The sequence below is a fragment of the Lactiplantibacillus plantarum genome, from assembly GCF_014131735.1.
Taxonomy (GTDB): Bacteria; Bacillota; Bacilli; order Lactobacillales; family Lactobacillaceae; genus Lactiplantibacillus; species Lactiplantibacillus plantarum.
In genome coordinates, this window is record NZ_CP039121.1 from 3,095,117 (window position 1) to 3,119,176 (window position 24,060).

At 45.8% G+C, this 24,060-nt stretch carries 25 protein-coding genes; 7 read left to right on the top strand and 18 right to left on the bottom strand.

Going from position 1 to position 24,060, the window contains the following annotated elements:
• Positions 1 to 41 precede the first annotated feature (41 nt).
• The 7 genes from E5260_RS14575 to dhaK all read right to left on the bottom strand — a co-directional run bounded on the left by E5260_RS14575 (position 42) and on the right by dhaK (position 6,568).
• On the bottom strand, positions 42 to 1,715 hold the full coding sequence (locus E5260_RS14575) for an alpha-glucosidase (RefSeq protein WP_003641769.1): 1,674 nt from the start codon (positions 1,713 to 1,715) through the stop codon (positions 42 to 44).
• 16 nt (positions 1,716 to 1,731) lie between these two features.
• A complete protein-coding gene (locus E5260_RS14580) occupies positions 1,732 to 2,694 on the bottom strand; it encodes a LacI family DNA-binding transcriptional regulator (protein ID WP_003641768.1) in 963 nt (320 codons plus the stop codon).
• A 23-nt stretch (positions 2,695 to 2,717) separates the two neighbouring features.
• Complete coding sequence (locus E5260_RS14585; protein ID WP_003643677.1) at positions 2,718 to 3,737, bottom strand: LacI family DNA-binding transcriptional regulator; 1,020 nt, start codon at positions 3,735 to 3,737, stop codon at positions 2,718 to 2,720.
• A gap of 150 nt (positions 3,738 to 3,887) precedes the next feature.
• Positions 3,888 to 4,595 (bottom strand): MIP/aquaporin family protein, encoded by a 708-nt coding sequence (locus tag E5260_RS14590; protein WP_003641766.1) that lies wholly within the window; start codon positions 4,593 to 4,595, stop codon positions 3,888 to 3,890.
• Between the two features lie 14 nt (positions 4,596 to 4,609).
• Entirely contained in the window at positions 4,610 to 4,978 is a 369-nt protein-coding gene (gene dhaM / locus E5260_RS14595) for a dihydroxyacetone kinase phosphoryl donor subunit DhaM (RefSeq protein ID WP_003641765.1), read from the bottom strand.
• Positions 4,975 to 5,556 carry a dihydroxyacetone kinase subunit DhaL gene (gene dhaL, locus E5260_RS14600; RefSeq protein ID WP_003641764.1) on the bottom strand — a complete coding sequence of 194 codons (582 nt, stop codon included), beginning with the start codon at positions 5,554 to 5,556 and terminating at the stop codon, positions 4,975 to 4,977. The genes dhaM and dhaL overlap by 4 nt, the downstream gene beginning before the upstream one ends.
• 13 nt (positions 5,557 to 5,569) lie before the next feature.
• Positions 5,570 to 6,568 carry a dihydroxyacetone kinase subunit DhaK gene (gene dhaK, locus E5260_RS14605; RefSeq protein ID WP_003641763.1) on the bottom strand — a complete coding sequence of 333 codons (999 nt, stop codon included), beginning with the start codon at positions 6,566 to 6,568 and terminating at the stop codon, positions 5,570 to 5,572.
• Between the two features lie 161 nt (positions 6,569 to 6,729).
• On the opposite strand from dhaK, the gene dhaQ reads away from it, so the two are divergent.
• Positions 6,730 to 7,719 carry a DhaKLM operon coactivator DhaQ gene (gene dhaQ / locus E5260_RS14610; protein WP_003641762.1) on the top strand — a complete coding sequence of 330 codons (990 nt, stop codon included), beginning with the start codon at positions 6,730 to 6,732 and terminating at the stop codon, positions 7,717 to 7,719.
• Here the strand turns inward: dhaQ and dhaS are convergent.
• Positions 7,716 to 8,234, bottom strand: coding sequence for a dihydroxyacetone kinase transcriptional activator DhaS (gene dhaS / locus E5260_RS14615; RefSeq protein WP_003641761.1), 519 nt, complete (start codon positions 8,232 to 8,234; stop codon positions 7,716 to 7,718). The genes dhaQ and dhaS overlap by 4 nt on opposite strands.
• 229 nt (positions 8,235 to 8,463) lie before the next feature.
• On the opposite strand from dhaS, the gene E5260_RS14620 reads away from it, so the two are divergent.
• The gene (locus E5260_RS14620; RefSeq protein WP_003641760.1) at positions 8,464 to 8,976 is read left to right on the top strand and encodes a folate family ECF transporter S component; all 513 of its coding nucleotides are present in this window, start codon (positions 8,464 to 8,466) and stop codon (positions 8,974 to 8,976) included.
• A gap of 172 nt (positions 8,977 to 9,148) precedes the next feature.
• Here E5260_RS14620 and E5260_RS14625 read toward each other — a convergent pair whose 3' ends face one another.
• The 10 genes from E5260_RS14625 to E5260_RS14670 all read right to left on the bottom strand — a co-directional run bounded on the left by E5260_RS14625 (position 9,149) and on the right by E5260_RS14670 (position 19,004).
• On the bottom strand, positions 9,149 to 10,690 hold the full coding sequence (locus tag E5260_RS14625; RefSeq protein ID WP_003641759.1) for an FAD-binding protein: 1,542 nt from the start codon (positions 10,688 to 10,690) through the stop codon (positions 9,149 to 9,151).
• Between the two features lie 167 nt (positions 10,691 to 10,857).
• Positions 10,858 to 11,520 (bottom strand): TetR/AcrR family transcriptional regulator, encoded by a 663-nt coding sequence (locus E5260_RS14630; RefSeq protein WP_003641758.1) that lies wholly within the window; start codon positions 11,518 to 11,520, stop codon positions 10,858 to 10,860.
• 18 nt (positions 11,521 to 11,538) lie between these two features.
• Positions 11,539 to 13,155 (bottom strand): ABC transporter permease, encoded by a 1,617-nt coding sequence (locus E5260_RS14635; RefSeq protein WP_011100908.1) that lies wholly within the window; start codon positions 13,153 to 13,155, stop codon positions 11,539 to 11,541.
• A gap of 5 nt (positions 13,156 to 13,160) precedes the next feature.
• On the bottom strand, positions 13,161 to 14,078 hold the full coding sequence (locus tag E5260_RS14640; protein WP_011100907.1) for an ABC transporter ATP-binding protein: 918 nt from the start codon (positions 14,076 to 14,078) through the stop codon (positions 13,161 to 13,163).
• Positions 14,079 to 14,340: 262 nt separating this feature from the next.
• Positions 14,341 to 15,135 carry an SDR family NAD(P)-dependent oxidoreductase gene (locus E5260_RS14645; protein WP_003641755.1) on the bottom strand — a complete coding sequence of 265 codons (795 nt, stop codon included), beginning with the start codon at positions 15,133 to 15,135 and terminating at the stop codon, positions 14,341 to 14,343.
• A gap of 168 nt (positions 15,136 to 15,303) precedes the next feature.
• Positions 15,304 to 15,795, bottom strand: coding sequence for a hypothetical protein (locus E5260_RS14650; RefSeq protein WP_003641754.1), 492 nt, complete (start codon positions 15,793 to 15,795; stop codon positions 15,304 to 15,306).
• 331 nt (positions 15,796 to 16,126) lie between these two features.
• A complete protein-coding gene (locus E5260_RS14655) occupies positions 16,127 to 16,939 on the bottom strand; it encodes a hypothetical protein (protein ID WP_022638080.1) in 813 nt (270 codons plus the stop codon).
• A gap of 24 nt (positions 16,940 to 16,963) precedes the next feature.
• Complete coding sequence (locus E5260_RS14660) at positions 16,964 to 17,749, bottom strand: hypothetical protein (protein WP_003641751.1); 786 nt, start codon at positions 17,747 to 17,749, stop codon at positions 16,964 to 16,966.
• Positions 17,750 to 17,777: 28 nt separating this feature from the next.
• Positions 17,778 to 18,107 carry a helix-turn-helix transcriptional regulator gene (locus tag E5260_RS14665; RefSeq protein WP_003641750.1) on the bottom strand — a complete coding sequence of 110 codons (330 nt, stop codon included), beginning with the start codon at positions 18,105 to 18,107 and terminating at the stop codon, positions 17,778 to 17,780.
• A 144-nt stretch (positions 18,108 to 18,251) separates the two neighbouring features.
• On the bottom strand, positions 18,252 to 19,004 hold the full coding sequence (locus E5260_RS14670; protein WP_003641749.1) for a GntR family transcriptional regulator: 753 nt from the start codon (positions 19,002 to 19,004) through the stop codon (positions 18,252 to 18,254).
• Between the two features lie 273 nt (positions 19,005 to 19,277).
• On the opposite strand from E5260_RS14670, the gene E5260_RS15580 reads away from it, so the two are divergent.
• The 5 genes from E5260_RS15580 to E5260_RS14695 all read left to right on the top strand — a co-directional run bounded on the left by E5260_RS15580 (position 19,278) and on the right by E5260_RS14695 (position 24,042).
• Positions 19,278 to 19,406 (top strand): hypothetical protein, encoded by a 129-nt coding sequence (locus E5260_RS15580; protein ID WP_022638079.1) that lies wholly within the window; start codon positions 19,278 to 19,280, stop codon positions 19,404 to 19,406.
• 169 nt (positions 19,407 to 19,575) lie between these two features.
• Positions 19,576 to 20,136, top strand: a complete 561-nt coding sequence (locus E5260_RS14680; protein WP_003641748.1) for an ECF-type riboflavin transporter substrate-binding protein — start codon at positions 19,576 to 19,578, stop codon at positions 20,134 to 20,136.
• 4 nt (positions 20,137 to 20,140) lie between these two features.
• Entirely contained in the window at positions 20,141 to 21,841 is a 1,701-nt protein-coding gene (locus tag E5260_RS14685) for an ABC transporter ATP-binding protein (protein WP_003641747.1), read from the top strand.
• A 1-nt stretch (position 21,842) separates the two neighbouring features.
• Complete coding sequence (locus E5260_RS14690) at positions 21,843 to 22,682, top strand: energy-coupling factor transporter transmembrane component T family protein (RefSeq protein WP_003641746.1); 840 nt, start codon at positions 21,843 to 21,845, stop codon at positions 22,680 to 22,682.
• 250 nt (positions 22,683 to 22,932) lie between these two features.
• Positions 22,933 to 24,042, top strand: coding sequence for an NADH-dependent flavin oxidoreductase (locus tag E5260_RS14695; protein WP_003641745.1), 1,110 nt, complete (start codon positions 22,933 to 22,935; stop codon positions 24,040 to 24,042).
• The last annotated feature ends 18 nt before the right edge of the window (positions 24,043 to 24,060 follow it).

Here is a 24,060-nt window from a genome sequence, read left to right on the forward strand (position 1 = left end):
TTATATATACCAATTTTAGGATAATCATGCACTCACATTGCTTATGCCGATTTAACGACTAAGCTACTCCAAGCTGGTAACGTCACTTGGCGTCCCCTATATGTTGCACCACCCTGTACAAGCAACACTTTACCACCAACAAACGGCAACAGATACGTTTGCGCTTGCGCACTTAAATTACAAACTATCGCTGCTTGTTTTTGACCATCATCAATGAGGTAGGTAAAGAGTTGTTCAGCACTTCCGAGCATAATGAACTGACCATTAGTAAAGGGTGCGCACTGCTTTAGCTGCAGCAACTGTTGATAATAGTGATAAATACTGTCGGGGTCAGCGATTTCTGCTTGCGCATTCATGTCATCAGTATCACCATGTTTCCATGGTAAGTGGTCAGAGAAACCATGATAAACCGTATTGTCCCATTGCATGGGGCCGCGCCCCGCCATTTTATGAGTTTGATTCAACATCCGCATGATTTCCACCTTAGACTTACCAGCGGCTTGAGCGCTCGCAACAAAGGTGGGTACCGTCTGGTCTTCAAAGTCCGCAATATCATGATAACGGATATTTGTTAATCCTAATTCTTCCCCATAATAAATAATGGGAATGCCACGCTGCAAATACAGGGCCGTCGCTAACGCCTTGGCACTTGCTTGCGGATAATCAGGATCACCGTAACGCGTGGCGACCCGAGCCATATCATGATTATTCCAGTAAAGTGTTGGTAGACTGGTGTCTGCTAAAGCCGCTTGAATACCGACCGTATTTTGCTTATAGGCCGTCACATCCATCGGTCGGGGCTGAAATGTGTCGGAGAAGCTCGGATCATCCTGGGTATTGTCGTCCGCAAAAGTTCTGAACGTAATCACTTGATCACACTCATCCGTACCTGGTGTCGTATAGTCGACCATCAAATGGGGGTCAGCGGATGACGCTTCACCGACGACGTACGTATCCGGGTGCTTAGCTTTGATTACGGCGACAAAGTCGTGTAAGTACTGATGCACTTTCGGTAAGTGGGCATAAAACATATCGCTAATGATGGGTGTCGAATCACCAGTCCGATTTGGATAAGTTTGGCGAAAATCTGCTTTAGCCAGATGAATAAACGCATCTAACCGGAGACCATCAATCCCCTTTTCAACCCAAAACTCAGCAACATCACGCATCGCCTGTTGCACTGCCGGATTCTTCCAATTGAGGTCCGGCATCCGTTTATCAAACAAGTGGAAATAATACTGTGAGCCGCCTGCCGGATCCTTCGCCCAAACACTGCCACCGAAAAATGAGCCCCAGTTGTTTGGGCGCCCACCATCGGCTGCGGGATCTTGCCATAAATAGTAGTCCCGATACTTACTCTGTGGATCAGCGAGAGCTTGCTTGAACCATGGATGCTGATCTGAAGTATGATTCAAGACAAAGTCAAAGATAAGATACATGCCGTGCTCATGGACCGTTTTAATGAGCGTCTCAACGTCCGTCATGGTCCCTAAGCTCGAATCAACTTGGTAGTAATCCGAAACATCGTAGCCATTATCAACCTGGGGTGATTGATAAATTGGGTTTAACCATATCGTGGTAATCCCAAGTTGCTTCAAATAGGGAATCTTCGCGGTAATTCCCGGAATATCACCAATGCCATCGTGATTACTATCGTTAAAACTCTTAGGATATATTTGATAAATCGTTTGTTGATCATACCAATGCTTGCTCATCTATCCAGACTCCTCTTTAACGGGTCGATTCAGCCACCGACAACCGTGAATTAATGATGATTTTTTCTTGATCATGCCGCCCGCGAGAACGATCAGTATGGTTGATATTAGCCAATAATAGCCGTGCAGCAGCTCGTCCCATTGCTTCAAGCGGTTGCTTCATCGTTGTCAACCGTTTGGCTGCAATCTGATTTAATAACACGCCATCAAAACCGATAATGCCATATTCTATGGGAACGCGACCACCTTGATTAATAATTGCCGTTTCAACGCCGATCGCCAACCGATCACTTGCACAAATAAACGCCGTATTACGTGGAAAACCAGACCAATGGCTCTTCACATACGCAGTTGCAACGTGTGAATGATTGGCTAATCGAATAATCTGAGCGCTAATATGATGTGTCGTGACGTACTCTCGAAAACCTCGTTCACGATCTAGCTCAAACGGTTCGGCAATAGCGATACCAATAAAGACAAGATGCGTATAGCCCTGTTCCGCGGCATAACGTGTACTTTCCCAGACCGCCTGATAATTATTAGTATCAACGTAGTCGTATCCCTGACGATTGCTACCAACAAAGACGACTGGCTGATTAAGACGTTCGACCCATGCGTAATCGGCTTGCCGAATACCAGTCAAAATATAGCCATCACATTCGCCAACCTCATAGCTATTGCGCGTCGCAATCTGCAAGGCGTATTGATGTTGATTCAATTCATTCGCAATCCCCGCGAGCAACATCATGTAATAGGGTTCCGTCGTGTCCATGTCTTCAAAAATCGTTAATTTTACAACCCGGGTTCTCCGCCCTACTAGCGCTCGCGCTGCCGCATTCGGATGATAGTCTAGCTGTGTCATCACATTTAAAATCATCTCTCGAAGCTCAGGACGAACCTGTTCCGGATGATTAATGACTCGTGAAACTGTCATTTTTGAGACATTAGCTTTTTTCGCGACATCGTTTAGCGTTATCATAATCAAAATACCCCCCTAACTTACTACTGTAAGGACTTGATTTGGTGGACGGAATGGCGTTTAACAATTTGATGAGGCACAATTACTGCCGTTGATAATTCATCAGCAGGATGGTCAGCCATCGCAATCTTGGCCGCTTCTTCACCTAAACGCTGTGGAAAGACCGCAATCGATGTCAGCATCGGGTGCGCTAAATCAGAAAAAATGGAGTTATTAAAACCAATCAGTGAGAATTGTTTAACTTTCCAGTTCGGATCATTATGGAGAACCTGTTGTAATTTCAACGCCAACATATCATCTACGGCCACAAACCCGGTAACATCTGGATACTGTTCAAAAAACTTATGTAGTGTTTTAACACCCGCCGCATGAGTCTCAAACCGTTCTTCCAACATAATATTTGGTAACTGATTTTGCATCATTACACGTTGATAGCCAAGCATCCGATCACTTTGCACCATCCGTGATAAATCCGAATACAAAAACCCAATGCGCCGGTGTCCATGATCAATTAGATATTGGGCTGCATCCGTTCCGGCTTGGATATTATCATTATCAACATACGATGTTTTATTGACGTCTTGGTAAGGTTTACCAATCACAACGTATTGGACATCAAATTGCTTCAAGCGCTCAACAACTGGGTCATTTTTTTCAGAATACAGTAAAATAAAAGTTTTGATATGGCCTTGTGCAATCATGACATCAATATTATGCACCAGTTCATCACTTGAAATCCCCGTTGCTAGCGTTGTCATTGCGCCATTCTTACTACAAACTTCATTGATACCCCGAATCATCTCTAAGAAAAATGGGTTAGAAAAGATTTCGTGATGATCTACTGGTAGTACCACCCCGATTGTATTACTAGCCTTAGTTGCTAAATTCTGCGCATTAAAATCCGGCGCGTAATTTAACTCCCGCGCCGCTTTAATGACCTTGTCACGTGTTGGCTTACTGATAATCTTGCTACCATGCATTGCACGTGACGCTGTTGAAGGCGAAACACCTGCGCGCTGGGCAACATCTTTGATCGTTGCCATCATGATCCCCCCGATCTATTTGAATCCATCTCATTAAATATAAAACGTTTTCATCGTTATTGCAAGCGATTGCATAAACTTGCATTATTTATTTAATTATACTTTATAACAAAAAACTGCGCCCAACAAAATCGGCACAGTTGTGAGTATTTAACTAATAATTGTTTCCAGACCAGCTGCCAAAATACCACCAAGCAATGGACCAAACATTGGAACCCAGGCATAACCCCAATTAGCCAACCCTTTATTAGGAACCGGGAGAATCGTGTAGGCTAATCGTGGTGCCCAATCACGCGCCGGATTAATCGCAAAGCCTGTGGTTCCACCCAAGGTCTGACCAACGACAACAATGAGCAGCCCCACCATCAATGGCTTTAATCCCTGGGTAAAGTTACCGAGATTCAACAACACGAAGATAAAGAAGAAGGTCGCAATCGTTTCGCTTAGAAAATTAAATACCGGGTTACTGATGGCTGGACCAGTTGCAAAAATGCCAACTTGATTGCCATCTGCCGCCGTTTTGGCAGCTTGAAAGTGTGGGTAGTACTGAATAATAACGATTACCGCGCCGATAAAGGCCCCTAAGAACTGGCCTAATAAGTACGGCCAAACGTTAGCCATTGGCAAATAACCGAATAACGCAAAACCAACTGTCACCGCTGGATTTAGATGACCATCCGAACCAAATTGTCCGGCAACATAGACCCCAAACGTAACGGCTAGGCCCCACGCCAAGCAAATAAACGTCCAATTCTGATGGCGTGCATAATTACCCTTTAAATTCATGGCGGCACCACTACCAACCCCAAATACAATTAACACCATGGTACCTAAAAATTCACCTAAAAAACCGTGCATGTTTCGTCACCATCCTACTTGATTTTTAATGGCGCTAATTGAGCTTCGACATCCGCAAGTGGCACAGCCGCCTGTAATAGCGATGCGGCCGTGTAGGCACTCTCAATGAGTGCCGTATCATATAAATGGACCGTTTTATCACTCATTTCAATGGCCATTTCCAGATTCATTTTGGCACTACCAAGATCATAAAAGGCCAAGAGTTCATCCGCATGATTTGCATCAAACGCTTGTGTAATTTTGGTCAGGCTGGTTCCGACTTGATTGTCATCCGTACCACCAGCAATCGTAATCGAAACGTCCTGGGCAACTTGCCCTAACAAACGCTGAATACCTGCGGCAATTTCTGGGACGTGTGAAACAACTACAATTCCTAAACTCATAAGATTCCCTCCGTATCCAGTAACGTTGTAAATAAATAACCACTCGAGACAGCACCTGGATCAAGGTGTCCCACTGAACGTTCACCTAGATAGGATGCTCGCCCTTTTTTAGCCACCATCGGTTCGGTGCTAGCAACTGCATCATCGATAACATCCTGCGTCAATTCGCCCGCTTGGACCGCCTGAACAACCGGCGCCCACACATCAATCAGCGTCTTATCGCCGGTTGTCGCGCCACCCCGCTTTTCAATCCCAGCTAATGCAGCGGCCAACAATCCACCTAAATCGCTATCAATCTTACTTTGCTTTGCCATTTCTAAGAAAGCTGTTCCGTACAATGGTCCAGAAGCACCACCGACTTTGCTAATCAATGCCATCGCCGTTGCTTGAAATAGTTTAGTTATGTCTGCTGGTTGCGTGGCAAGTGCTGCCTTAACTGCTGCTAGGCCCCGAGCCATATTACCCCCATGGTCACCATCGCCAATCGGCGTATCTAATTCACTTAGGTAACTTTGGTGTTGTTCAATCTGATCAGCAAACTTATTCAGCCATACTGTTGTGTTCTCAACTGTTAACATTCTCAATTCCTCCTTATGACCACGCGATTGTTTTGACCGGGTACTGTAAGTAATCTAGCCATTGAGATTCAGCAACATCGAATATCGTCAGTGAAATACCGGCCATATCAATCGAAGTCATATAATTACCAACCTTCATAAAGGCCGGTTGAATGTGCCGTGTTGCCAGTTCATCCAACAAGTCATGGCAAAAGACATACTGATCCATCAATGGCGTCGCTCCCATACCATTAACCAAGAACGCATACTGATGATCTGACTGTAGGTGTAATTCATCATCTAATTTACCTAGCAATTCCTGAACAAGTTGTTTGGATGGCTTGATTTTTTCGCGCCGATAACCTGGTTCGCTATGGATTCCGACGCCAAACTCGATTTCATCATCTGCCAATTCAAAGCCAGGTTTGCCGACTTCCGGAACCGTCGCTGCGGATAATGCGACCGCAATCGTTTTAATCCGTGGTAAAACATGCGTTGCTAAACTTTCTAAATCATCCAAATCAACGCCTTGATCCGCGGCCGCCCCAAGTATCTTATGCATAAAGATAGTGCCGGCAACCCCGCGACGACCCTGAGTATATAAACTATCCTTAACAGCAATGTCATCATCAACGACAATCGATTTAACTTGAATATCATCTAATTCAGCCATATCTTTCGCCATATCGAAATTCATGACATCACCAGAATAATTCTTCACGACTAAGAAAACGCCCTTACCTTGATCGACAGCCTTAATTGCCGCATAAATTTGGTCTGGCGTCGGTGAGGTGAAAACCTGTCCTGCCACGGCAGCGCTGAGCATGCCAGGGCCAACAAAGCCGGCGTGGGCGGGCTCATGACCACTCCCGCCACCACTAACAATTCCAACTTTTCCCTGCATTGAATCTTGATCACTACGAACCATTGCTTCGGTATCCGGTAATTTAGTTAAATACTGAGGATAGGCACGTACTAACCCATCAACCATTTCGTCGACGACATTCTTGGGATCATTAATTATTTTTTTCATTTTTGTTGTCCTTCCTTTCTCGAATTAACACGTTAATTGTAAATGAATCCGATTTCAAAAATAATGGACAGTTTCGTTATTTTGTCCGCCAGCTTCTGACAAGCATGGTCATTCGAATGCGTTATAATAAAATCAAATTAACAATATAAGAAGGTGTTCCCATGCAAATCATTAATGAACCTCAAAATGCCCTGAGTCAAGCAACTCAGGGCATTCAATGGGCCTATCCAAATTTAACATGGGTACCAAATACATTCGGATGTTACGACAGCAACTTTCAAGATGATCAGATTCCGTTAATTGCTGGTGGGGGCAGCGGTCACGATCCGGCACACTGGGGTTATGTTGGGCCTGGTATGTTAACTGCCGCAATCATGGGAACGGTTTTTCAACCCCCTACATCTCAAGAAATCGTTAAAGTCACAAAACAGGTGACACGCCAGCGTCGCGTTTTTTTCATTGTTAAAAATTTTCCAGCAGATGTTAGTGCGTTTACGGCTGCTCAACAACAACTGCAAAAGGAACATTGGCAAACTGGTCTATGTATTGTGGCAGACGATATTTCCGTGGATCATGAATCTTTAAAACAGCGCCGACGAGGAGTTGCTGGCACGATTTTAGTGCATAAAATTCTTGGTGCCGCTGCAGCTCAGGGGGCCTCTATCGCTGAATTGACCCACATCGCTGCCGCCCTAGTGCCAAACATTCACACGATTGGGGTTGCTGCTAGCGGCGCCCGCATTCCAGGACAGTCAACGGCATCGTTTAACTTGAATCCTGGTGAAATTTATTACGGTATCGGTATTCACGGGGAACCCGGTTATCGGCGTGAACCTTTTCAATCGTCAGAACGACTCGCACAGGAATTAATTAGTAAATTACGTCTCAACTTTAAGTGGCATGCTGACGACCATTACGCCGTTTTCGTTAACTCCCTCGGTGGGACAACGCCCATGGAACTCATGGTGTTCAATAATGATGTTCACGAATTACTCACCTTAGCCGCACTAACAATCGACTTCAACAAAGTGGGAACTTTTTTAACTGCTAACGGGATGCATGGGTTGTCATTAACCTTACTCAGCCTAGCCGACCCTGACTGGTTAACTGCTCTAAACCGACCCGTCAAAACTGCTGCTTGGCCTAACTAGTTCAAAATTTCGAGTGTCATTTCGATGGCCGCAATAGCGTGCTGAGAAAGCACCTCATAATCTTCAGGATGATTCGCAACGATATTATGCGTTAACGATTGTGCGATTCCCAAGCACAGCAACCAGATTAGGGCCGCCGTTTCTGTTGTATTGGCGTGCGTTAGTTCAGTCAATAACGTGGCTAAGTGGTTACCGACAAGTGCCGTCACGTCAATTTCATGCTGCGTGTTAATACATTCTGCATAAAATTGACGATTCGCATCTAACTCGTAACAAACTAGTTTAATAATGTCGATCCAAGGCAAATAATTCAGATTATGTTCAACCGTTTCAGTCAGGGTGTCATCAATAAACCAGGTTAATAATTCATATTTATCTTGAAAATAATCATAAAATGTTTGCCGTCTAAAATCGGCGGTGCTCATAATTGCCGTCACGGAAGTTCGGCTAAAGCCCCTCACTAGGACGACGTCATGAAAGGCTTGTGCAATTTTCTTTTTTGTAATGTATGCCATTCAAACGCCTCCATACTGCCTTTTATCAACATTGTAGCGATAACTGCAACCCATGTCCAACGGGAGCCATATTCCGGATTAATTGATCGCTAGGAGAAACGCTACATAACGTCATAGCGTTTCTCCTAGCGATATTTTTATATTACTTATAACCAATAATTTCAGGTCTAGTAATTCTCAACAAATTCCCCTAAAATACATTCAACACACTTAGGGGGCTTCAATTATTATGACATCATCACTCACGGTTCGGCGTATCCCGTTACTCGGTGCTTTAATTGCCATGCAACTTATCTTAGGGAGTTTACTGTCAATTCAACTATTGCTAACCAAGATATCCTTCGCGTTTATTATTATTGGTTTAACGGCCCGTTTATTTTCACCACTAGTTACAGCCGGCAGTAGCGCGATTTCCTCCCTACTCGGAATGCTGCTCTTCCCAAAGTTCACCTTTTTTCCTGGTTTTATCCTAACCGCTTTTCTGACTGGGTTAGTCTTTGGATACGCCTTTCAACATCAAACTTCACTGACGCGCGTTCTCGTCGCTAACTTTATCGTCGTCTTTATTCTCAATTTGTTTTTAAACAGCCTCTGGCTTCATCTCATGTACTTAACACCATGGTCAGTTTTGCTAACAACGCGCATGATACAAGAAGTCATAACCTACGTCTGCTACTCAGTTATCTTGATTGCCCTATTTAAGATTCCGATTCTGAACCAGCTCACCGCACGTTTTAAGTGACGGTGGTCATTAATTATTTCGTTAATTAAGTAATGACTGGTGGTACTTAATTTAAAGCTAAGTAAAAAACCAAGGGCCACAGTACATTGCTGTGACCCTTAGTTTTTGTGCAAACAATTGATTGTCATACGACCCCGTCAGACCTACCAACAGTGCCGAACTCGACTTCGTATTAATTTAATGCTGCCACCATTCCGGCCAAAAATTCAGCGGCACCGCCCACGAAAATTTGTTGTGAATGCTTGAAGATTGGCGCTTGTTCATCCGTATTCACAGAAAGAACGTGTTGCGCACCAGCCATGCCAGCCAAGTAATCATCATCACCAGCGACGCCAATGTTGATCAAGACTTCTGGTGCAACCGTCACTGCTGAGGCACCAATTTGTTGCTCAATGCTAAATTGTTCCATAGCCGTTAGCGGCTGGGTAACAGCCAATGCTGCACCAATCCACTTGGCCAATTGTTGGGCTTGAAGCAATACTGCCGGTTCCATCGCGCCTCGACCTAATGCCACGACGCGTTTCGCCGTAGCAATACTGCCGACATTGACTGGCACATCCCTAGTCAAATTCAAGCGTTTTACGACCCGATGTAGGTCGGCCACGACTAGGTGCTCAGGAGCTGTGTGGGGTCCCGTTGTCGGGACATCGGCCACTTCGTCATTCAGGCTCGTCGTGGCAAAAGTCAACGCCAATTGCGTATCCGTGCCAACAATCAACGGTAGTGTCGCCACGTCATTTTGCAAGGCACTTAACGGCGAGTGTTGCGTATAGGCTAGATCACCGATCAATGGCATCAAAATTTTAAACGGCGCCAAGGCATTTTGGCTGGCAAACATTGCCGCCAATTGCGCTGCGTCTGTAAATGGGCGCTCATCATCGGCCTGTTGGGCCGCATTGTAGACACTAGTCTGTAAGGCGGCCGTAATCGCCATTGCTGGCGCCAAGGCAGTTAACGGCGGCTGTTCTGTCAGCGCTAACTGTCGTGCCTGGTCTGTGGCATGTTGCCATATTCCCGCTGTAATCGCCCCGGCAAATAATTGCCCCAAGCTTTGCGCCCGTTGCATCACTCGTTGTCCTTGTCCCAATTGACCGATTTGATCAGCGGCCGTAACCGGGACATCGGTGAGTTGAACATCCGCGATGGTCAATCCGTGTAACCCTAAAGGGGTTATTGGTTGGCTGACCGTGACGCCTGGCTGATCAGCACTAATAACAAAGGCCCCTGTAGCATTCGGTGGTGTCTGTGCGAGAACTAAATACTCAGTTGCCTGTGTAACATTCAATACCGTTTTAACCGCACCGGACAGTTGCCAGCCAGCTGTTACCGGCGTTGCTTTGACGGTACTACTAGCCATGACTTGTTCCGGTAATGCCGCGAGTCCAAAAACACCTGATTGTGCACAATACCGTTGGCGTTGTTGCGGGGTTCCAAACGTTAATATTGCATCCTCAACTTGCCAACTACTGGCAAAACTCATAGCGAGCCCAGCTGAACTTTGCGCCAGCGCTAATGTACTCAAAACCCGTTGGCTCAGGCGGTCATCTGGTAGTGGATCGTCCAAAGCCAATTGCTGGGCAAGCGTTGTCAGTGTCGGTCGATCGACTTTCCCAGTCGACTCCATCTGCATGGCGAGTCCCATCAATTGCTCACGTGCCAGTGCCATCAACCGTTGCCACAATCCCGTCTGTCGTGCCGTTAAATGTAATTCCATTCCGATCCCTCACTTCATCCGTCATCTATTAAGTCTAACTTACCACATTTTTAGCCTGCTAACGAAAAAAGCGAATAAACATTATCACTATTAAACGCTGCCGAATCCACCGGTCGAAAAACAGTCGTCCGGATTAAACATCCGTCGGCTGTCTAAGATACGTATTATTACTGCTGGTCATCTAAATCCGCCGCCATAAACCCATGTTCTAAAATCCCCATGTAGGTTTTTGCGCGACTGACCACCCATTCGATATCGGCCATCGATTCAACTTGATGATTCTCACGCATATAGGTCTGAAATTCCATAAAAATCTGATTGTAAACACCCATAATCAAAGCAATCGTTGCATCACGATCAACATCCGCACGCAGCGTCATTTTATCCAGCACCTGACTGATCATTTCCCGGGAAATAGTCATCGACTTAGTATACAGGATCTTCATTTGTGCCTGTATCTTTACCGGCAAGCGCTCCAGCGCGCCATAGGCGTCAATCAAGACCTTCATTTCATCCGGGTGGTCTTTACCAAACGCCGCCTTGTAACGCGCACTCCGCACCATCAACGTGACTAGGTCATCTGGAACATCAAAAACTTGTTGATTAATGGTGGCAATAATCGTGTCAGTAGCAAGCTGAACAGTGGCCAAATACAAGCGCTGTTTGCTACCGTAATAATGAAATAATAGGCCCTTAGACACCGTTGCCGCGGACGCAATCACATCCGTTTTAGCATCTCGATAGCCACTGACGGCAAAGGTGTGCATGGCCGCGTGCATAATACGCTCGACCTTCGCCGGGTCTTTAGGAACAGGTTGTTTTACTGCCATGTCACGCACTCCTTTCGTTTACTGAGCTAGATCACGCCGCCGATAACTTAGTGCTGCTACTACTAATATTAGCACAGTTAATAATAGGCACCAGCTACTTGTCGTTCCATCTAAGGGCTTGATTGGTACCTTGTTAACAAAGCCAAGGGGCGTTAAACGGCGTGCCCATTTTGGCAAATCAATCAAATTACCAAGATACAATGAGAAGAAGGCGTAAAATACCCAGATCCACGCAGCATACCGCCATTTAGGTCGCCAGCCCGCTAAGGCACTCGTCACCGCTACCATCACTAACATCGCCGGTGCATAGGCCGCAAACACGTGCCAATAGGTCACCCAACTGATGGGCTTGACCATACTCGTCAGGCCCATCAAATACATACCACTTAGACCGGCAAGTAAAACGAGCAGTCCCGTTACGATTGCCCAGCCGGTATAGCTTGCCCACACGTGCCAACGTGATGTGGCCGTCGCATAAACTTGATGTAGATAGCCTTTTTGTTCATCATTGACCAGTTTGAGCATTAACTGTACTGCTGGAACCAGTGCAACGATCACCATGACGATAGCCAACACAGCAATGAAATTTTTGACGATCAAGCGATTCGCTGCTGCTAAAGCTGACGCACCTAGCAGTTGTTTGATCATTGGATTGCTCTTTGCCAGATCGCCAATCGTATTAAAGACGGACGCATACGCGGCACCTAAGATAAAGTTCCCTAGTAGCCATGCAATAATCAGACCATGTGCCTGCCGCCATAATAGGGTCACGGGACCCCGCAATAAACCACTAGCCTGTCGCCGACCGCGCCGTGGTTCGACTAAGCCCGCGCCCAAGTCCCGATAAGCATTAAGAGCTGCAGCCAAACTTGAACAACCAAGACCCAGTAATACATACAGGCCGATTGGTAACCAATCATTGGTTTGATACGCATCTAATTTTTCAATCCAACCAAAGGGGATCCACCAAGTCAGGTCTGGACGGTTAACATCCGTGCCCATTCGTGCAACGTACATGACGCCCAGTAGCAAATAGCTCAGCATCGTCGTACCACTCGCACTAGTCATTACCTGTGCAAGTAACAGCGTCAACATTCCAAAAGCCCAGCCTAAGCCCCCTAAGCCCAGACCAATTAACCAATTACCTGGCGTCGTCGCTCCCGGAAGCTTGGCGACGGTCAGCCCGAGGGCAAAAAGAAAACCAATCAAACCATTTAGCGCCGTTAACTCAGCTGCCCCGGCGAATAGTGGTGCTAACCGACCGACCGCGTGGGCACGCACTAGCTCTAGCAGGCCATCATCTTCATCCCCGCGCGTCGTAACCACGGCCACCATGATATTCATCACAATCATGACGATGGCCATAAAAACCACCATTTCAGTTGCAAACACCTTGGCCGTCGTATATGGCGATTTGGCCGAAAACGCACCAAATAAGGAAATCATCGCGGGCGTTTTAAGCGTTTTGACAATTTCATTCAGTGCCATCTGAGTGCCATAAATACCATCAAACTTCGCGGCGATGGCCGTGAATAGCCCCGTCAACACGACGACCCAAATGAGCAACTTTTTCCAATCTCGTCGTAAGTTGAACCGTATCAGTAATCCGGTACGAGCAAATAGTTGTGTTGCCATCAGCATCACTTCCCCTTCACCGGTTGTTGTTCGGTCGTGTAATAGCGCATGAATAAATCTTCTAACGTTGGTGGGGTCGTTGTTAAGCTGATCAGTTTCCGACTCGCCAAGTACTGCACTACCGGCGTCAACTGGTCAGCATCGACGGCTAGACTGACGTGGTTATCTCCGTGGCGCGCTGTGACCCCGTGAACACCAGCTAGGGTGGTCAAGTCAGTCAAAGGCAGTCGTGTTTGCACATCGACCGTGGTTCGGGTCAAGTGCCGCATCTCAGCTAACGACCCCGTTTCAACAATCTGTCCCTCACGGATAATACCGATGCGATCACACATTTTTTCCACTTCTGACAGAATATGGCTAGATAACAGGACGCTCTTCTCTCGCCGTTTTAAAGCCAATACTTCATTTTGAAACGTCTGCTCATTTAGCGGATCCAGTCCGGACGTTGGTTCGTCAAAAATATATAGATCAGCATCCGTTGAGAGTGCCGCAATCAAGGCCACCTTTTGCCGATTACCTTTAGAATAAGTGCGCGCTTTTTTACGCGGATCCAGTTCGAATTGTTTAATTAGCGCGTCCGTCTTAGCCGTATGCTGACCACCGTTTAGTTTAAGAAACAAGTCAATAATTTCCCCACCACTTAGATTAGGCCATAAATAAACATCGCCTGGCACATAAGCAATTCGCTTATGAATCGCCACACTATCCCGCCAGACATCGCGACCAAAAATCGTCGCCTGCCCACCACTAGCTTTTAAAATTCCAAGTAGTACCCGAATGGTGGTTGATTTACCAGCACCATTCGGACCGATAAAGCCAAAAACTTCCCCCGCGTTGATTTCAAAATTAATATCCTTGAGAGCCTGAAACTTCCCGAAATGCTTTTGCAAGTGACTAATCCTTAATAACGGTTCTTTATCCATATGACTCACTCCCATCCTTCAAATTCGAGCATCTTATTGTTGATGCTGCAATCATAGGCGCCGTTGACTAATAAGTCAATGACTAGCCAGTCAATCAGTTAAAAATTTTATTTTAAACATCTAATCCGCTTGAAACTGGCTTCTGAGGATAGTCAAGTCAACAAAAAAACTGTTTTGGCGATAAACTTTACTCGCTAAAACAGTTTTTTGACATCTGAATTTCTATGGCAGAACCAGAAAGATATATCGTCTTCATTAGCCACTAGAAGATAGTTGGGACTAACCCACCATCCGCCCGCAATGCTTCACCCGAAAAACTGCTAGCAAACGGACTAGCGACAAACACTGCTAACCGACCAATTTCTTCCGGCCGAATCAAACGCTGAATTTGTGATAGTGGTCGATGATTAATCATAAAGTCATGCTCCCACTGATCCTTTGGCAAATCTGAATCAGCATACATATCATCTAACATTTTCTGAACACCTTCTGTTAATGTCGAGCCGGGCATAACCGTGTTAACCGTTACGTGGCTGCCAACTGTTAACTTCGACAGACTCTTCGCTAAAGAAAGGTTCATCGATTTAGTCATCGAATATTGGGGCATTTCCCCCGAAGGCATAACTGCTTCTTCACTCGCAATAAAGATAATGCGTCCAAAATCTTGGGCTAACATTGCAGGTAAATAATGTTTTGCCAACCGATTGCCAGACAACACGTTCACTTTAAAGAAGCGTTCCCAGGTTGCATCGTCAATCTCATCGTAAGCCATTGGCCCAAAAATTCCCATATTGTTGACCAGTACGTCAACCGTTGGAATTTGTTGAAACATTTTGTCAGCTTGCTGCGGATCACTAATATCATACGGTGCCGCCACTGGATGAGTTGTTGGGTATGCCGCTGCGAGTTCATCCACAACCGCTGCCACCGTATCTGCGCGGCGACCATTAATGACCACATCCGCGCCTTCCTTGGCAAATGCTACCGCAATTGCCCGTCCGATTCCCTTAGTCGAACCAGTGACCAAGACCCGTTTTCCTGCCAATCCCATTTCCATGCTCAAAGTTCCTCCGTTCTAATTTAAATTGCCTGTTAATTTTAGCTAGTTCGATCAATAAACACAAATAATCGGTCCTCACGGGTATTAATCTAACTCGTTTATTTCCCGGGTAATAATCGCAAAAAAAGCACACCAGTCTCCTGGCATGCTAATTATGTACGCATCTTAATCCGCGCTTGATTTCGCATATTCTTCTAACACTGGCATAACGTAGCGTTGTTCTGCTTGCTTACGTGCCATGATGGCATCATCCATATCAGCAAACTGCTGATTCAAAACTAAGCGGCCCCGATACATTAACCGTGCGACCCACTTCTGTGAGCACCGATCAAAGGAAACACCAATGACCCCGCTCCGATTCCGGCTATTCGGTTTCAATCGATCGACCGAAGTTCCCTGATAAAGCGGTAAGTTATCACTACGTCCCATATTTTTACGGGTTTGCGGATTTTCAAAAATATTCTTTCGACTAACATCTGCCCGTAAACAGCCGCAGCTCTTCGTAATCCCTTTCCGTAACCGATAACTATCGACAACTACTTGTCGTCCACATGAACACTGACACAACCACCGTGCATTACCATTCGGCGCACTTTCAGCCCGTTCGATAACGGTCAAACGGCTGAAAGTCTCACCAGTTAAATCCTTAAGTCGCATCAAAATCACCTCACTAAGCTTTCTGTGTAATCAGCTCAATTGTCTTCAACACAATCGAGCTTGTACTATTTAAGTTAACCCGATTATATGAAATATTTGTGACGAATAAAAAAACTTTTATAGTAAAATTCGCACAATATCCATTAATTTCCAGCTGATTAACTAACACTCAACCTATTCCAGCTTTGTCTTTTATTTAGAATACTACTATTATGATTATATGTCACTTTTTATCATTTATATTATCATCAGACCGGTAAACACAAAAAAAACGTTAGTCTCAGAATAGTCTAACGTTTTATATGTTAATTGTACAAACAATTATTGCCAATCACACAAACCAGCCCAGTGGCGCGAGCCCTAACCAGCTCAGAACGTTGACGTTAGTGTCAGTCGCAATGAACGGTCGTAAAGTCTGTTTGATTTCTGCCGCGTTGGCTAGCGTTTGTAGATCATACCAATACTGGCCCTTTTTACTATGACCAACTAAGGTCCACCGACCTAACGACTTTAATGCCGGTTCCTCGGTGTCAAGATCAGCAGTCAATGCGCTCACAAAAACGTGCATCGTCGGCATCCAGGCCCCGTCGTACTGTTCAGTGTCACGCCGTAACTGGCTGATTTGATTCTGCAAACGATGTGCCGTCCGATACAGTCCTAATACCGCGAGAAGTCCTACTAATAGCATTAGCATCCAGACGCCTATTAAATCTGTATCACCCCGATGAAGGATCAGTATCAAAAACAATCCCCATACCACAACCCCTGCATAAAGACTGAGGTTGATCGTATTCATCGCCCGATCACGTAACTGCAAAGCTACTTGCAAACGAACCTTAGGATCAGTTGGCGCCATTGTCGTTTGCTGTAATGCTGGTTGGTCGCTGCCGGTATACACAATCTGAACATCTGGTTGCTGTACTTGCACTTGGGCAAGAACTTGAAACGCGCTGTTACTGTTGCTCATGTCAGCCGCGACTGCTTGTGGCACATACTCACTAAAGACCCGATAAATCGTCGGCACTTTTTTAAACTGATACCAATTTCCATGAATGGCCATCAATAAATAGCGTCGCTGCGCTTGCGCATTCAGCCATGCCAACTCCTGTTCAGAACCTTTGATCAAAAATCGATGCCGCCACATACCTACCACTTCCATTTTAAAAGTTTAAACAAATCCAATTGGTGCCAATCCCAACCAACTTACAATCGATACAGAAACGCTATCTCCCACAATTGGCTGTAGCGATTGCTTGATTTCCGTGGCACTTGCCAGCGTCTTCAAGTCGTACCAGTACATCCCGTGATGATCTTGACCGACGTAAGCCCACGCCCCTAGACCTGCCACTTTTTCTGTATCCAGCTCGGTGGACATGTTTTTCAAGAAAACGTGCATCGTTGGCCGCCAAGCATCATCATATTGTTGCGTAATGACTCGCAGCGTATTCGCCTGTTTATGCAGCCGACTTGCTTGCCATGCAGGATAGAAGGTAAATAGCAACCATGCTAGCATTCCCCAACTGGCCACGTTATCACTCACATTCAGGCTAATCACGATCACGGCCAGTATCAGACCAACCACTAACCTAATATTCATAACATTTAACAAGTGTCCCCGTTGCGCCAGTGCAATTTTCAACTGCAACGGTGCGTCCTGACGATCCACTCGCGCCCCCTGCAACTCAGTCTGAGCCGTGCCCGTATAAATCACCTGTACGGCTGGTTTCGTCAATTGTAGCCGTGCTAACAATTTGAACGGTGTGTGCTGGTCGTCGATTTCAGTTGCAACATTACCGCTCACATATTCACTAAAGACTTGATACCGCGTCGCCGTTTTTTGAAATTGATACCAGTTCCCCCTGATACGCCGCAGTAATTGCCCGCGTTGTGCCTGCTGATTGAGCCACCGTAATTCCTGCTCTGAGCCTTTGACCGCCATTTGATAACGCCACATATACTCACTTCCCCGTTAAATTAACCCGTTACAATCCCGCCTGCTCACAAATCTGATTCAATAATTGCAGTCGTTTTCGTTCAGCCGCCAAAACCGATTCACCACTCCCCGTGATTTCATAGGTATGCACGTCATTTTCGTCGACTCGTTCCGTCATTAAATAATCCTTCGTCATGGCATGCAAATTCGTAAATAAGGTTCCTAATCCTAGCTGTAGTTGATTATTGGTCATTTCAGCGATCTTTGCCGGAATCGCTTCACTGGTAATCGGCTGGCGAACACTGACTAACACTAAGAACGCTGCTTCCGTCATTGGTTCATACTTATCAATTAATCGTTGATAAAAGTTAGCTGGCATATTTTCATCCCCCTTAATCAGATTATTGAAGCGCTTTCTTTTTCAATCAATTTAATTATGGGCCACCGTTTTCTTGAATGCAACTCCCCAGAATAATTCCCACAAAAAATCGGTAGCCACTGATTAACGCGGTTACCGATTGCTTTAATGAATTTGAACATCCGCTACGACCGTACTTGTCTCATATGGGAAATGTGATTCGGAGACTTCAAAGGGTTGACCATCATCCATGTAACTAATCTGATTAATTACCAACACGGGATCATTCAGAGTCGCGCCCATTGCGGCAACGTCATCAGCCGTCACTCGGGCTGCCGAGATAATACGGTGTGAACCCGCGATTTTCTTGCCACTATGTTGCTCTAAATAACCGTAGACCGAGCCTTCGAGGACTTGCTTCGTCAACGTCACGATACTCGTTGGCATAATCGTATGCTCATACGCCCACACCTTGCCATCAACGTAGCGGGTCCGCCGAATAACGTACACCGGATCCATCTCATCGATTAACAACTGTTCCGCTTCCCGCTTAGTAGGCAAGCGAGCTTGTAATTCCAACACTTTACTCGTCACCTTTTTACCGGCATTCGTTTGCGTTGTTCCCAGTGGCTTGTCTACCAGCGTTTCTTGGCGCCGTTCAGTCAAGCCAAAGTCCTTGCGAACAAAGGTCCCCGCGCCACGCTTGGAGTAAACCATCCCTTCAATAATCAGTAATTGAATGGCTTTGTGAATCGTAATTCGTGTCGTATCAAAAGTTTCAGCTAATTTATTCTGGTCAGGCATCAATTCGCCCGGCGTATATTTACCGGATTTAATGTCTTGTCGCAGACTATCCGCAATCGTTTCATACTTATAAGCCAAACTACTCACATCCCCTTCATCATTTGGTCTTGTCAACTAGTTTACCCCTTTTAGTAGCTAATTGAAATCATTTGTATATACTTTTATTGGCTTTGTTTAATTAACGACCAATCCAACTAATCATCAGCATCCGTCACTGACCGTATAGCCGAATGAATCAGCGCATTTAACCACCATTTAATCAGCTGTTCCCGATTTTCCGTTCAATCTCGATGTAACCGGCTACATCCGTTCGGTTTTACTTGCACCCCCACAGACTTTGGCGTATGCTTTAATAGTTAAATTCAGATTAGAAAAAGCTGTGACAAGATGAGTAAGCTAATTCTCGTGCTTAGAGAGTCGTATTTTTGGTGCAAAACGATGACGTGGTTAGTTGAAGATGGTCTTGAAGAAGCTACTGGGGCCCATCTCAGTCGGAGCGATCCGTTACGATCATGATAAGTCCCTGTGGGAAAATCTTGGTGGTAACACGCAAACGCGTCCTAGAAAGCATTCGCTTTTAGGCGCGTTTTTTTATGACCATAACTGATCTGAAATTAACGCCTGTCCGCTTTTATTAATGGTTATTAGAACTTATTCATTCTCAATACTTAAGGAGTGTTACACCATGCAAAACAAGCAATCCAATTCAATTCGTACTGTCGTGGCTACCGGGATCGGCGCCGCCGTTATTTTTGTTCTCATGAAATTTGTCGCCATTCCAACGGGTGTGCCGAATACCCAGGTTAACGTCGCGATGGGGTTTTTAGCCTTACTAGGTGCCATCTTTGGTCCCGTTGCAGCTGGTTTAGCCGTGTTCATCGGTCACGCCTTAAACGACTTCGTAACTTATGGTTCGCCTTGGTGGACCTGGGTCATCGTTGATGGTCTGATTGGGGTTGCCTTCGGACTAGCTAAAAATCGGCTCAAGATTGAAAATGGCGTACTAGGAACGGCAAAATTAGTCTGGTTTAACATTTACCAAATCATCGTCAACTTTATTGGTTGGGTGCTTTTAGCACCAACTGGTGATATTATTATTTATCATGAACCGGCCAACAAAGTTTACCTTCAAGGTGTCATTACTTGGATCGCCGATTCCATCTCAGTTGCCATCATTGGGACCATCCTACTAGTCTTGTACGCCCGGACGCGGACCCAACGTGGGAGCTTAACAAAGGAACGTTAATAACATGAGCGCACCCATCATTAGCTTTAAAAATTTCTCTTTTCAATATAATAGCCAAACGGAACCAACTTTACGTGATATTAATCTAGATATTTATCCCGGTGAAAAAGTGTTGATTGCTGGACCTTCTGGCTCCGGTAAATCTACATTAGGCCGGTGTTTGAACGGCTTGATTCCGCAATCCTATCCAGGAACAGTGACGGGCCAAGCAAGGATTGCTGGTCAAACCATTACTGAGAGCTCCATTTTTGCATTATCCCAAGACGTCGGTACGGTACTGCAAGATCCTGATAGTCAGTTCGTCGGTTTGACTGTCGTCGAAGATATGGCTTTCTCATTGGAAAATGATCAGCAGACCCAACCGGCCATGCGACAAGCAACTGAACAGTGGGCCCAAACTTTAGACCTCCAGGACTTATTGACTCACCGCCCGCAGGAATTATCTGGTGGGCAAAAGCAACGGGTCGCCATGGCTGGTGTTCTGATCGACAATAGTAAAATCCTATTATTTGATGAACCGCTAGCGAGTCTTGATCCGGCATCGGGTAAAGCCTCGATGGCACTCATTGATCAGCTGACTCATACGCAGGACCTGACCGTCATCATTATTGAGCACCGCATTGAGGACGTGTTACAGCAACCAATCGACCGGCTGATTGTCATGCAAGACGGCGCGATCGTCGCTAACGACCGGCCGGAAACGATTTTGCGGCAATCACTCATGACTCAACTCGGGCTACGCGAACCATTATACCTTTCAGCGCTCAAACTAGCCGGTGTTGATCTAGCAACTTGCCAACACTTGGATAACCTCCAAGCCTTACAAGTACCCGACCTCACCGCGACGTTGCAAAACTGGACCGCCGGCGTACAACTACAGTCGCCCACCGTTCATGACCAACCGTTACTCGCAATTGAGCACCTGACATTCGGGTACGATCCCGCCAAACCAATCATCAACGATATCACCGTCACGCTTCATCAGGGTGAAATGATTAGTCTAGTGGGTCAAAACGGGACTGGTAAGTCAACATTGAGCAATCTGATTACTGGGTTTTTGATGCCACAGTCCGGCAAAGTGCGATTTAACGGCCATTCCCTAGCTGACCAATCAGTCAAAGAACGTGCCGACCAAATTGGTTATATCCTTCAGGACCCCAATCAAATGATCTCTAAAACGATGATTTTTGATGAAGTTGCTGCCGGTTTGGTCCTCCGAGGTGTCGCTGACGATGAAGTAAAGCGCCGTGTCCAGGCCGTTCTGAAGGTCTGTGGTCTCTATGAGTTTCGCCACTGGCCTATTTCTGCGCTCAGTTTCGGTCAAAAGAAACGGGTCACGATTGCGGCCATCCTCGTATTAGAACCGGCCATGCTAATTCTTGATGAGCCTACTGCGGGCCAAGACTTGCAACACTATACTGAAATGATGACCTTCTTAACTAAGATCAATCAGGAACAACACATGACGATTATGTTGATCACGCATGATATGCACCTAATGCTAGAATACACGGATCGCACGATTGTGTTGGGCCACGGCAACATTTTGATGGATGCTCGCCCAGCCGATGTGTTGACCAACGCATCCATTATTCAGCAAGCTTCCTTAGCCAAGACAAGTTTATACACCCTGGCAGAAGCGCACCATTTAAACCCGACAGAATTCGTCGCAAAATTTGTTCAGGCTGAACGGGAGGCGCGCTAAGATGCAACATGAATTATTGATCGGGTACAACGACCGTCATACTTTTTTAAACCGACTTAGCGGTAGCACTAAACTACTCTGCTTTGTTGGCTTATCAGTTATCGGGATGATGACTTACGACACGCGTTACTTAATCGGGGTGATGATTTTTTCACTGATTCTATTCCGCTTTTCAAAAATTCATTACCGCGATATCGCGTTCGTGCTTAACGTTATTATTGGTTTTTCCGTTTTAAACTTAGTGATGGTGTACGTCTTTGCGCCTCATTACGGCGTCTCGATTTATGGTACCGAACACTTACTACTGGGATCTGCTGATCACTACTTTAACTTGACAGCCGAACAACTTTTTTATGAATTTAATTTGTTATTAAAGTACACGTTTGCCGTGCCACTCGCCCTGATTTTTCTCATGACGACTAATCCCAGCGAATTTGCTGCGAGTCTCAATAAGATTGGAATTTCTTATCGTATCAGCTATTCCGTAGCGATTGCACTACGTTACATTCCAGACGTTCAAGCTGATTACCGTACTATCAGTCTGGCACAACAGGCTCGGGGGTTTGAAATGTCGAAAAAAGCGCATTTTATGACCCGTATTCGTGGCGGCATTCAAATTCTGCTTCCATTGATTTTTTCAAGCTTAGATCGAATCGAAACCATTAGTCAGGCGATGGAATTGCGGCGCTTCGGTAAGGGAAAACATCGCACATGGTACATGGCCCAACGCTTTAAACGTAACGACTATCTGGCGTTAACGTTAGTTGCTCTGCTGATCATCCTCGGCATCGCCCTCTTTAAGGTCAACGGTGGCCGTTTCTGGAATCCGTTTAAGGCATAACGTTGCATCATAATTTTCCAAAAAACTTCGTCGACCATGCTTATCGATGAAGTTTTTTGTTTGCATCTACCTATCAAGCCTCACCTGACTTAACAACAGCAACAATCCCCTTATTCCACACGCACCATCCTGTTATGCCAAGATTAACTAAAACCAGCGACTTTAAAATTGAAAAAACAAATTTCAACCGCTAAACTGAAACTAGATCTTACAAAAAGTAAGCAAAACTAGCTTGAAAGGATGTTTTATTGTGACTAGTTTTAACGAACCACTCAAATTCAAATCTGGCGTTACACTACGCAACCGCCTAATGATGTCGCCCATGACGACGACTCAAAGCTTTTACAATGGTAGTATCACCCATGACGAAATCGACTACTACACACAACGAGCTACTGGCTTAGGTGCCGTGATTACGGGTGCTGCCAACGTCGAAGATCTCGGTAAGGGTTGGCATGGCGAGCTTAGTATCGCACATGACACGATGCTGCCCGGTCTAAGTGCACTTGCTCATGGCATTCAAAGTCAAGGTGCCAAAGCTATCGTTCAAATCTTCCACGCCGGTCGAATGACGCATCGAGCCGTCTTAAATGGCGAACAGATTGTCTCTGCCAGTGCCGTTGCGGCCCTTCGTGACGATGCGGAAACACCGCGAGCAATGTCGATTGACGAGATCCACGCAACAATTTCAGCATTCGGTGAAGCAACTCGGCGCGCGATTCAAGCCGGCTTTGATGGGATTGAATTACACGGTGCCAATACCTATTTGATCCAACAGTTCTTCTCACCACATAGTAATCGCCGCACCGATGAATACGGTGGTCGCACGCCGCAAGAACGGTTCCGCTTTATTGATGAATTATTAAAGGCCGTCTTTGCAGCTGTTGACCAATATGCGGACCGGCCCTTCATCGTTGGCTATCGTTTCTCACCAGAAGAATTCGAAGAACCAGGTATTCGGCTTGAAGATACCCTTTGGTTACTCTCACAACTACGGGAAAGTCGATTAGATTACGTTCATGTCTCACTCAACAACTATGACCGTGTTTCACGAGACCCGCAGTATCAAGATAAATCCATCATGACCTACGTGCACGAAGCGTTACAAGGTAAATTGCCACTAGTTGGTGTTGGTGGCGTCCGGACCCGCGACGATGTCAAGACTGTGTTACAAACTGCCGAACTAGTCGCAGTAGGCCAACAATTACTTTATGATCCAACTTGGGCCGTCAAACTCGCTAAAAACGCTGACAACACCATGGTTACGGCACCATTTGAAGAAGCCGTTGAGGTCACACCACTTAGCCGGCCGCTGTATGAATTTGCAGCCTCGCGCTATCACAGCGTCATTAATAGTTAACCTGTCAGCCGAATTAAA

Excerpts from the sequence above, each read along its gene's own strand:
- E5260_RS14575 (WP_003641769.1), bottom strand. The coding sequence starts at position 1,715 with ATGAGCAAGCATTGGTATGATCAACAAACGATTTATCAAATATATCCT.
- E5260_RS14580 (WP_003641768.1), bottom strand. The coding sequence starts at position 2,694 with ATGATAACGCTAAACGATGTCGCGAAAAAAGCTAATGTCTCAAAAATG.
- E5260_RS14585 (WP_003643677.1), bottom strand. The coding sequence starts at position 3,737 with ATGGCAACGATCAAAGATGTTGCCCAGCGCGCAGGTGTTTCGCCTTCA.
- E5260_RS14590 (WP_003641766.1), bottom strand. The coding sequence starts at position 4,595 with ATGCACGGTTTTTTAGGTGAATTTTTAGGTACCATGGTGTTAATTGTA.
- dhaM (WP_003641765.1), bottom strand. The coding sequence starts at position 4,978 with ATGAGTTTAGGAATTGTAGTTGTTTCACACGTCCCAGAAATTGCCGCA.
- dhaL (WP_003641764.1), bottom strand. The coding sequence starts at position 5,556 with ATGTTAACAGTTGAGAACACAACAGTATGGCTGAATAAGTTTGCTGAT.
- dhaK (WP_003641763.1), bottom strand. The coding sequence starts at position 6,568 with ATGAAAAAAATAATTAATGATCCCAAGAATGTCGTCGACGAAATGGTT.
- dhaQ (WP_003641762.1), top strand. The coding sequence starts at position 6,730 with ATGCAAATCATTAATGAACCTCAAAATGCCCTGAGTCAAGCAACTCAG.
- dhaS (WP_003641761.1), bottom strand. The coding sequence starts at position 8,234 with ATGGCATACATTACAAAAAAGAAAATTGCACAAGCCTTTCATGACGTC.
- E5260_RS14620 (WP_003641760.1), top strand. The coding sequence starts at position 8,464 with ATGACATCATCACTCACGGTTCGGCGTATCCCGTTACTCGGTGCTTTA.
- E5260_RS14625 (WP_003641759.1), bottom strand. The coding sequence starts at position 10,690 with ATGGAATTACATTTAACGGCACGACAGACGGGATTGTGGCAACGGTTG.
- E5260_RS14630 (WP_003641758.1), bottom strand. The coding sequence starts at position 11,520 with ATGGCAGTAAAACAACCTGTTCCTAAAGACCCGGCGAAGGTCGAGCGT.
- E5260_RS14635 (WP_011100908.1), bottom strand. The coding sequence starts at position 13,155 with ATGGCAACACAACTATTTGCTCGTACCGGATTACTGATACGGTTCAAC.
- E5260_RS14640 (WP_011100907.1), bottom strand. The coding sequence starts at position 14,078 with ATGGATAAAGAACCGTTATTAAGGATTAGTCACTTGCAAAAGCATTTC.
- E5260_RS14645 (WP_003641755.1), bottom strand. The coding sequence starts at position 15,135 with ATGGAAATGGGATTGGCAGGAAAACGGGTCTTGGTCACTGGTTCGACT.
- E5260_RS14650 (WP_003641754.1), bottom strand. The coding sequence starts at position 15,795 with ATGCGACTTAAGGATTTAACTGGTGAGACTTTCAGCCGTTTGACCGTT.
- E5260_RS14655 (WP_022638080.1), bottom strand. The coding sequence starts at position 16,939 with ATGTGGCGGCATCGATTTTTGATCAAAGGTTCTGAACAGGAGTTGGCA.
- E5260_RS14660 (WP_003641751.1), bottom strand. The coding sequence starts at position 17,749 with ATGTGGCGTTATCAAATGGCGGTCAAAGGCTCAGAGCAGGAATTACGG.
- E5260_RS14665 (WP_003641750.1), bottom strand. The coding sequence starts at position 18,107 with ATGCCAGCTAACTTTTATCAACGATTAATTGATAAGTATGAACCAATG.
- E5260_RS15580 (WP_022638079.1), top strand. The coding sequence starts at position 19,278 with ATGAGTAAGCTAATTCTCGTGCTTAGAGAGTCGTATTTTTGGTGCAAA.
- E5260_RS14680 (WP_003641748.1), top strand. The coding sequence starts at position 19,576 with ATGCAAAACAAGCAATCCAATTCAATTCGTACTGTCGTGGCTACCGGG.
- E5260_RS14685 (WP_003641747.1), top strand. The coding sequence starts at position 20,141 with ATGAGCGCACCCATCATTAGCTTTAAAAATTTCTCTTTTCAATATAAT.
- E5260_RS14690 (WP_003641746.1), top strand. The coding sequence starts at position 21,843 with ATGCAACATGAATTATTGATCGGGTACAACGACCGTCATACTTTTTTA.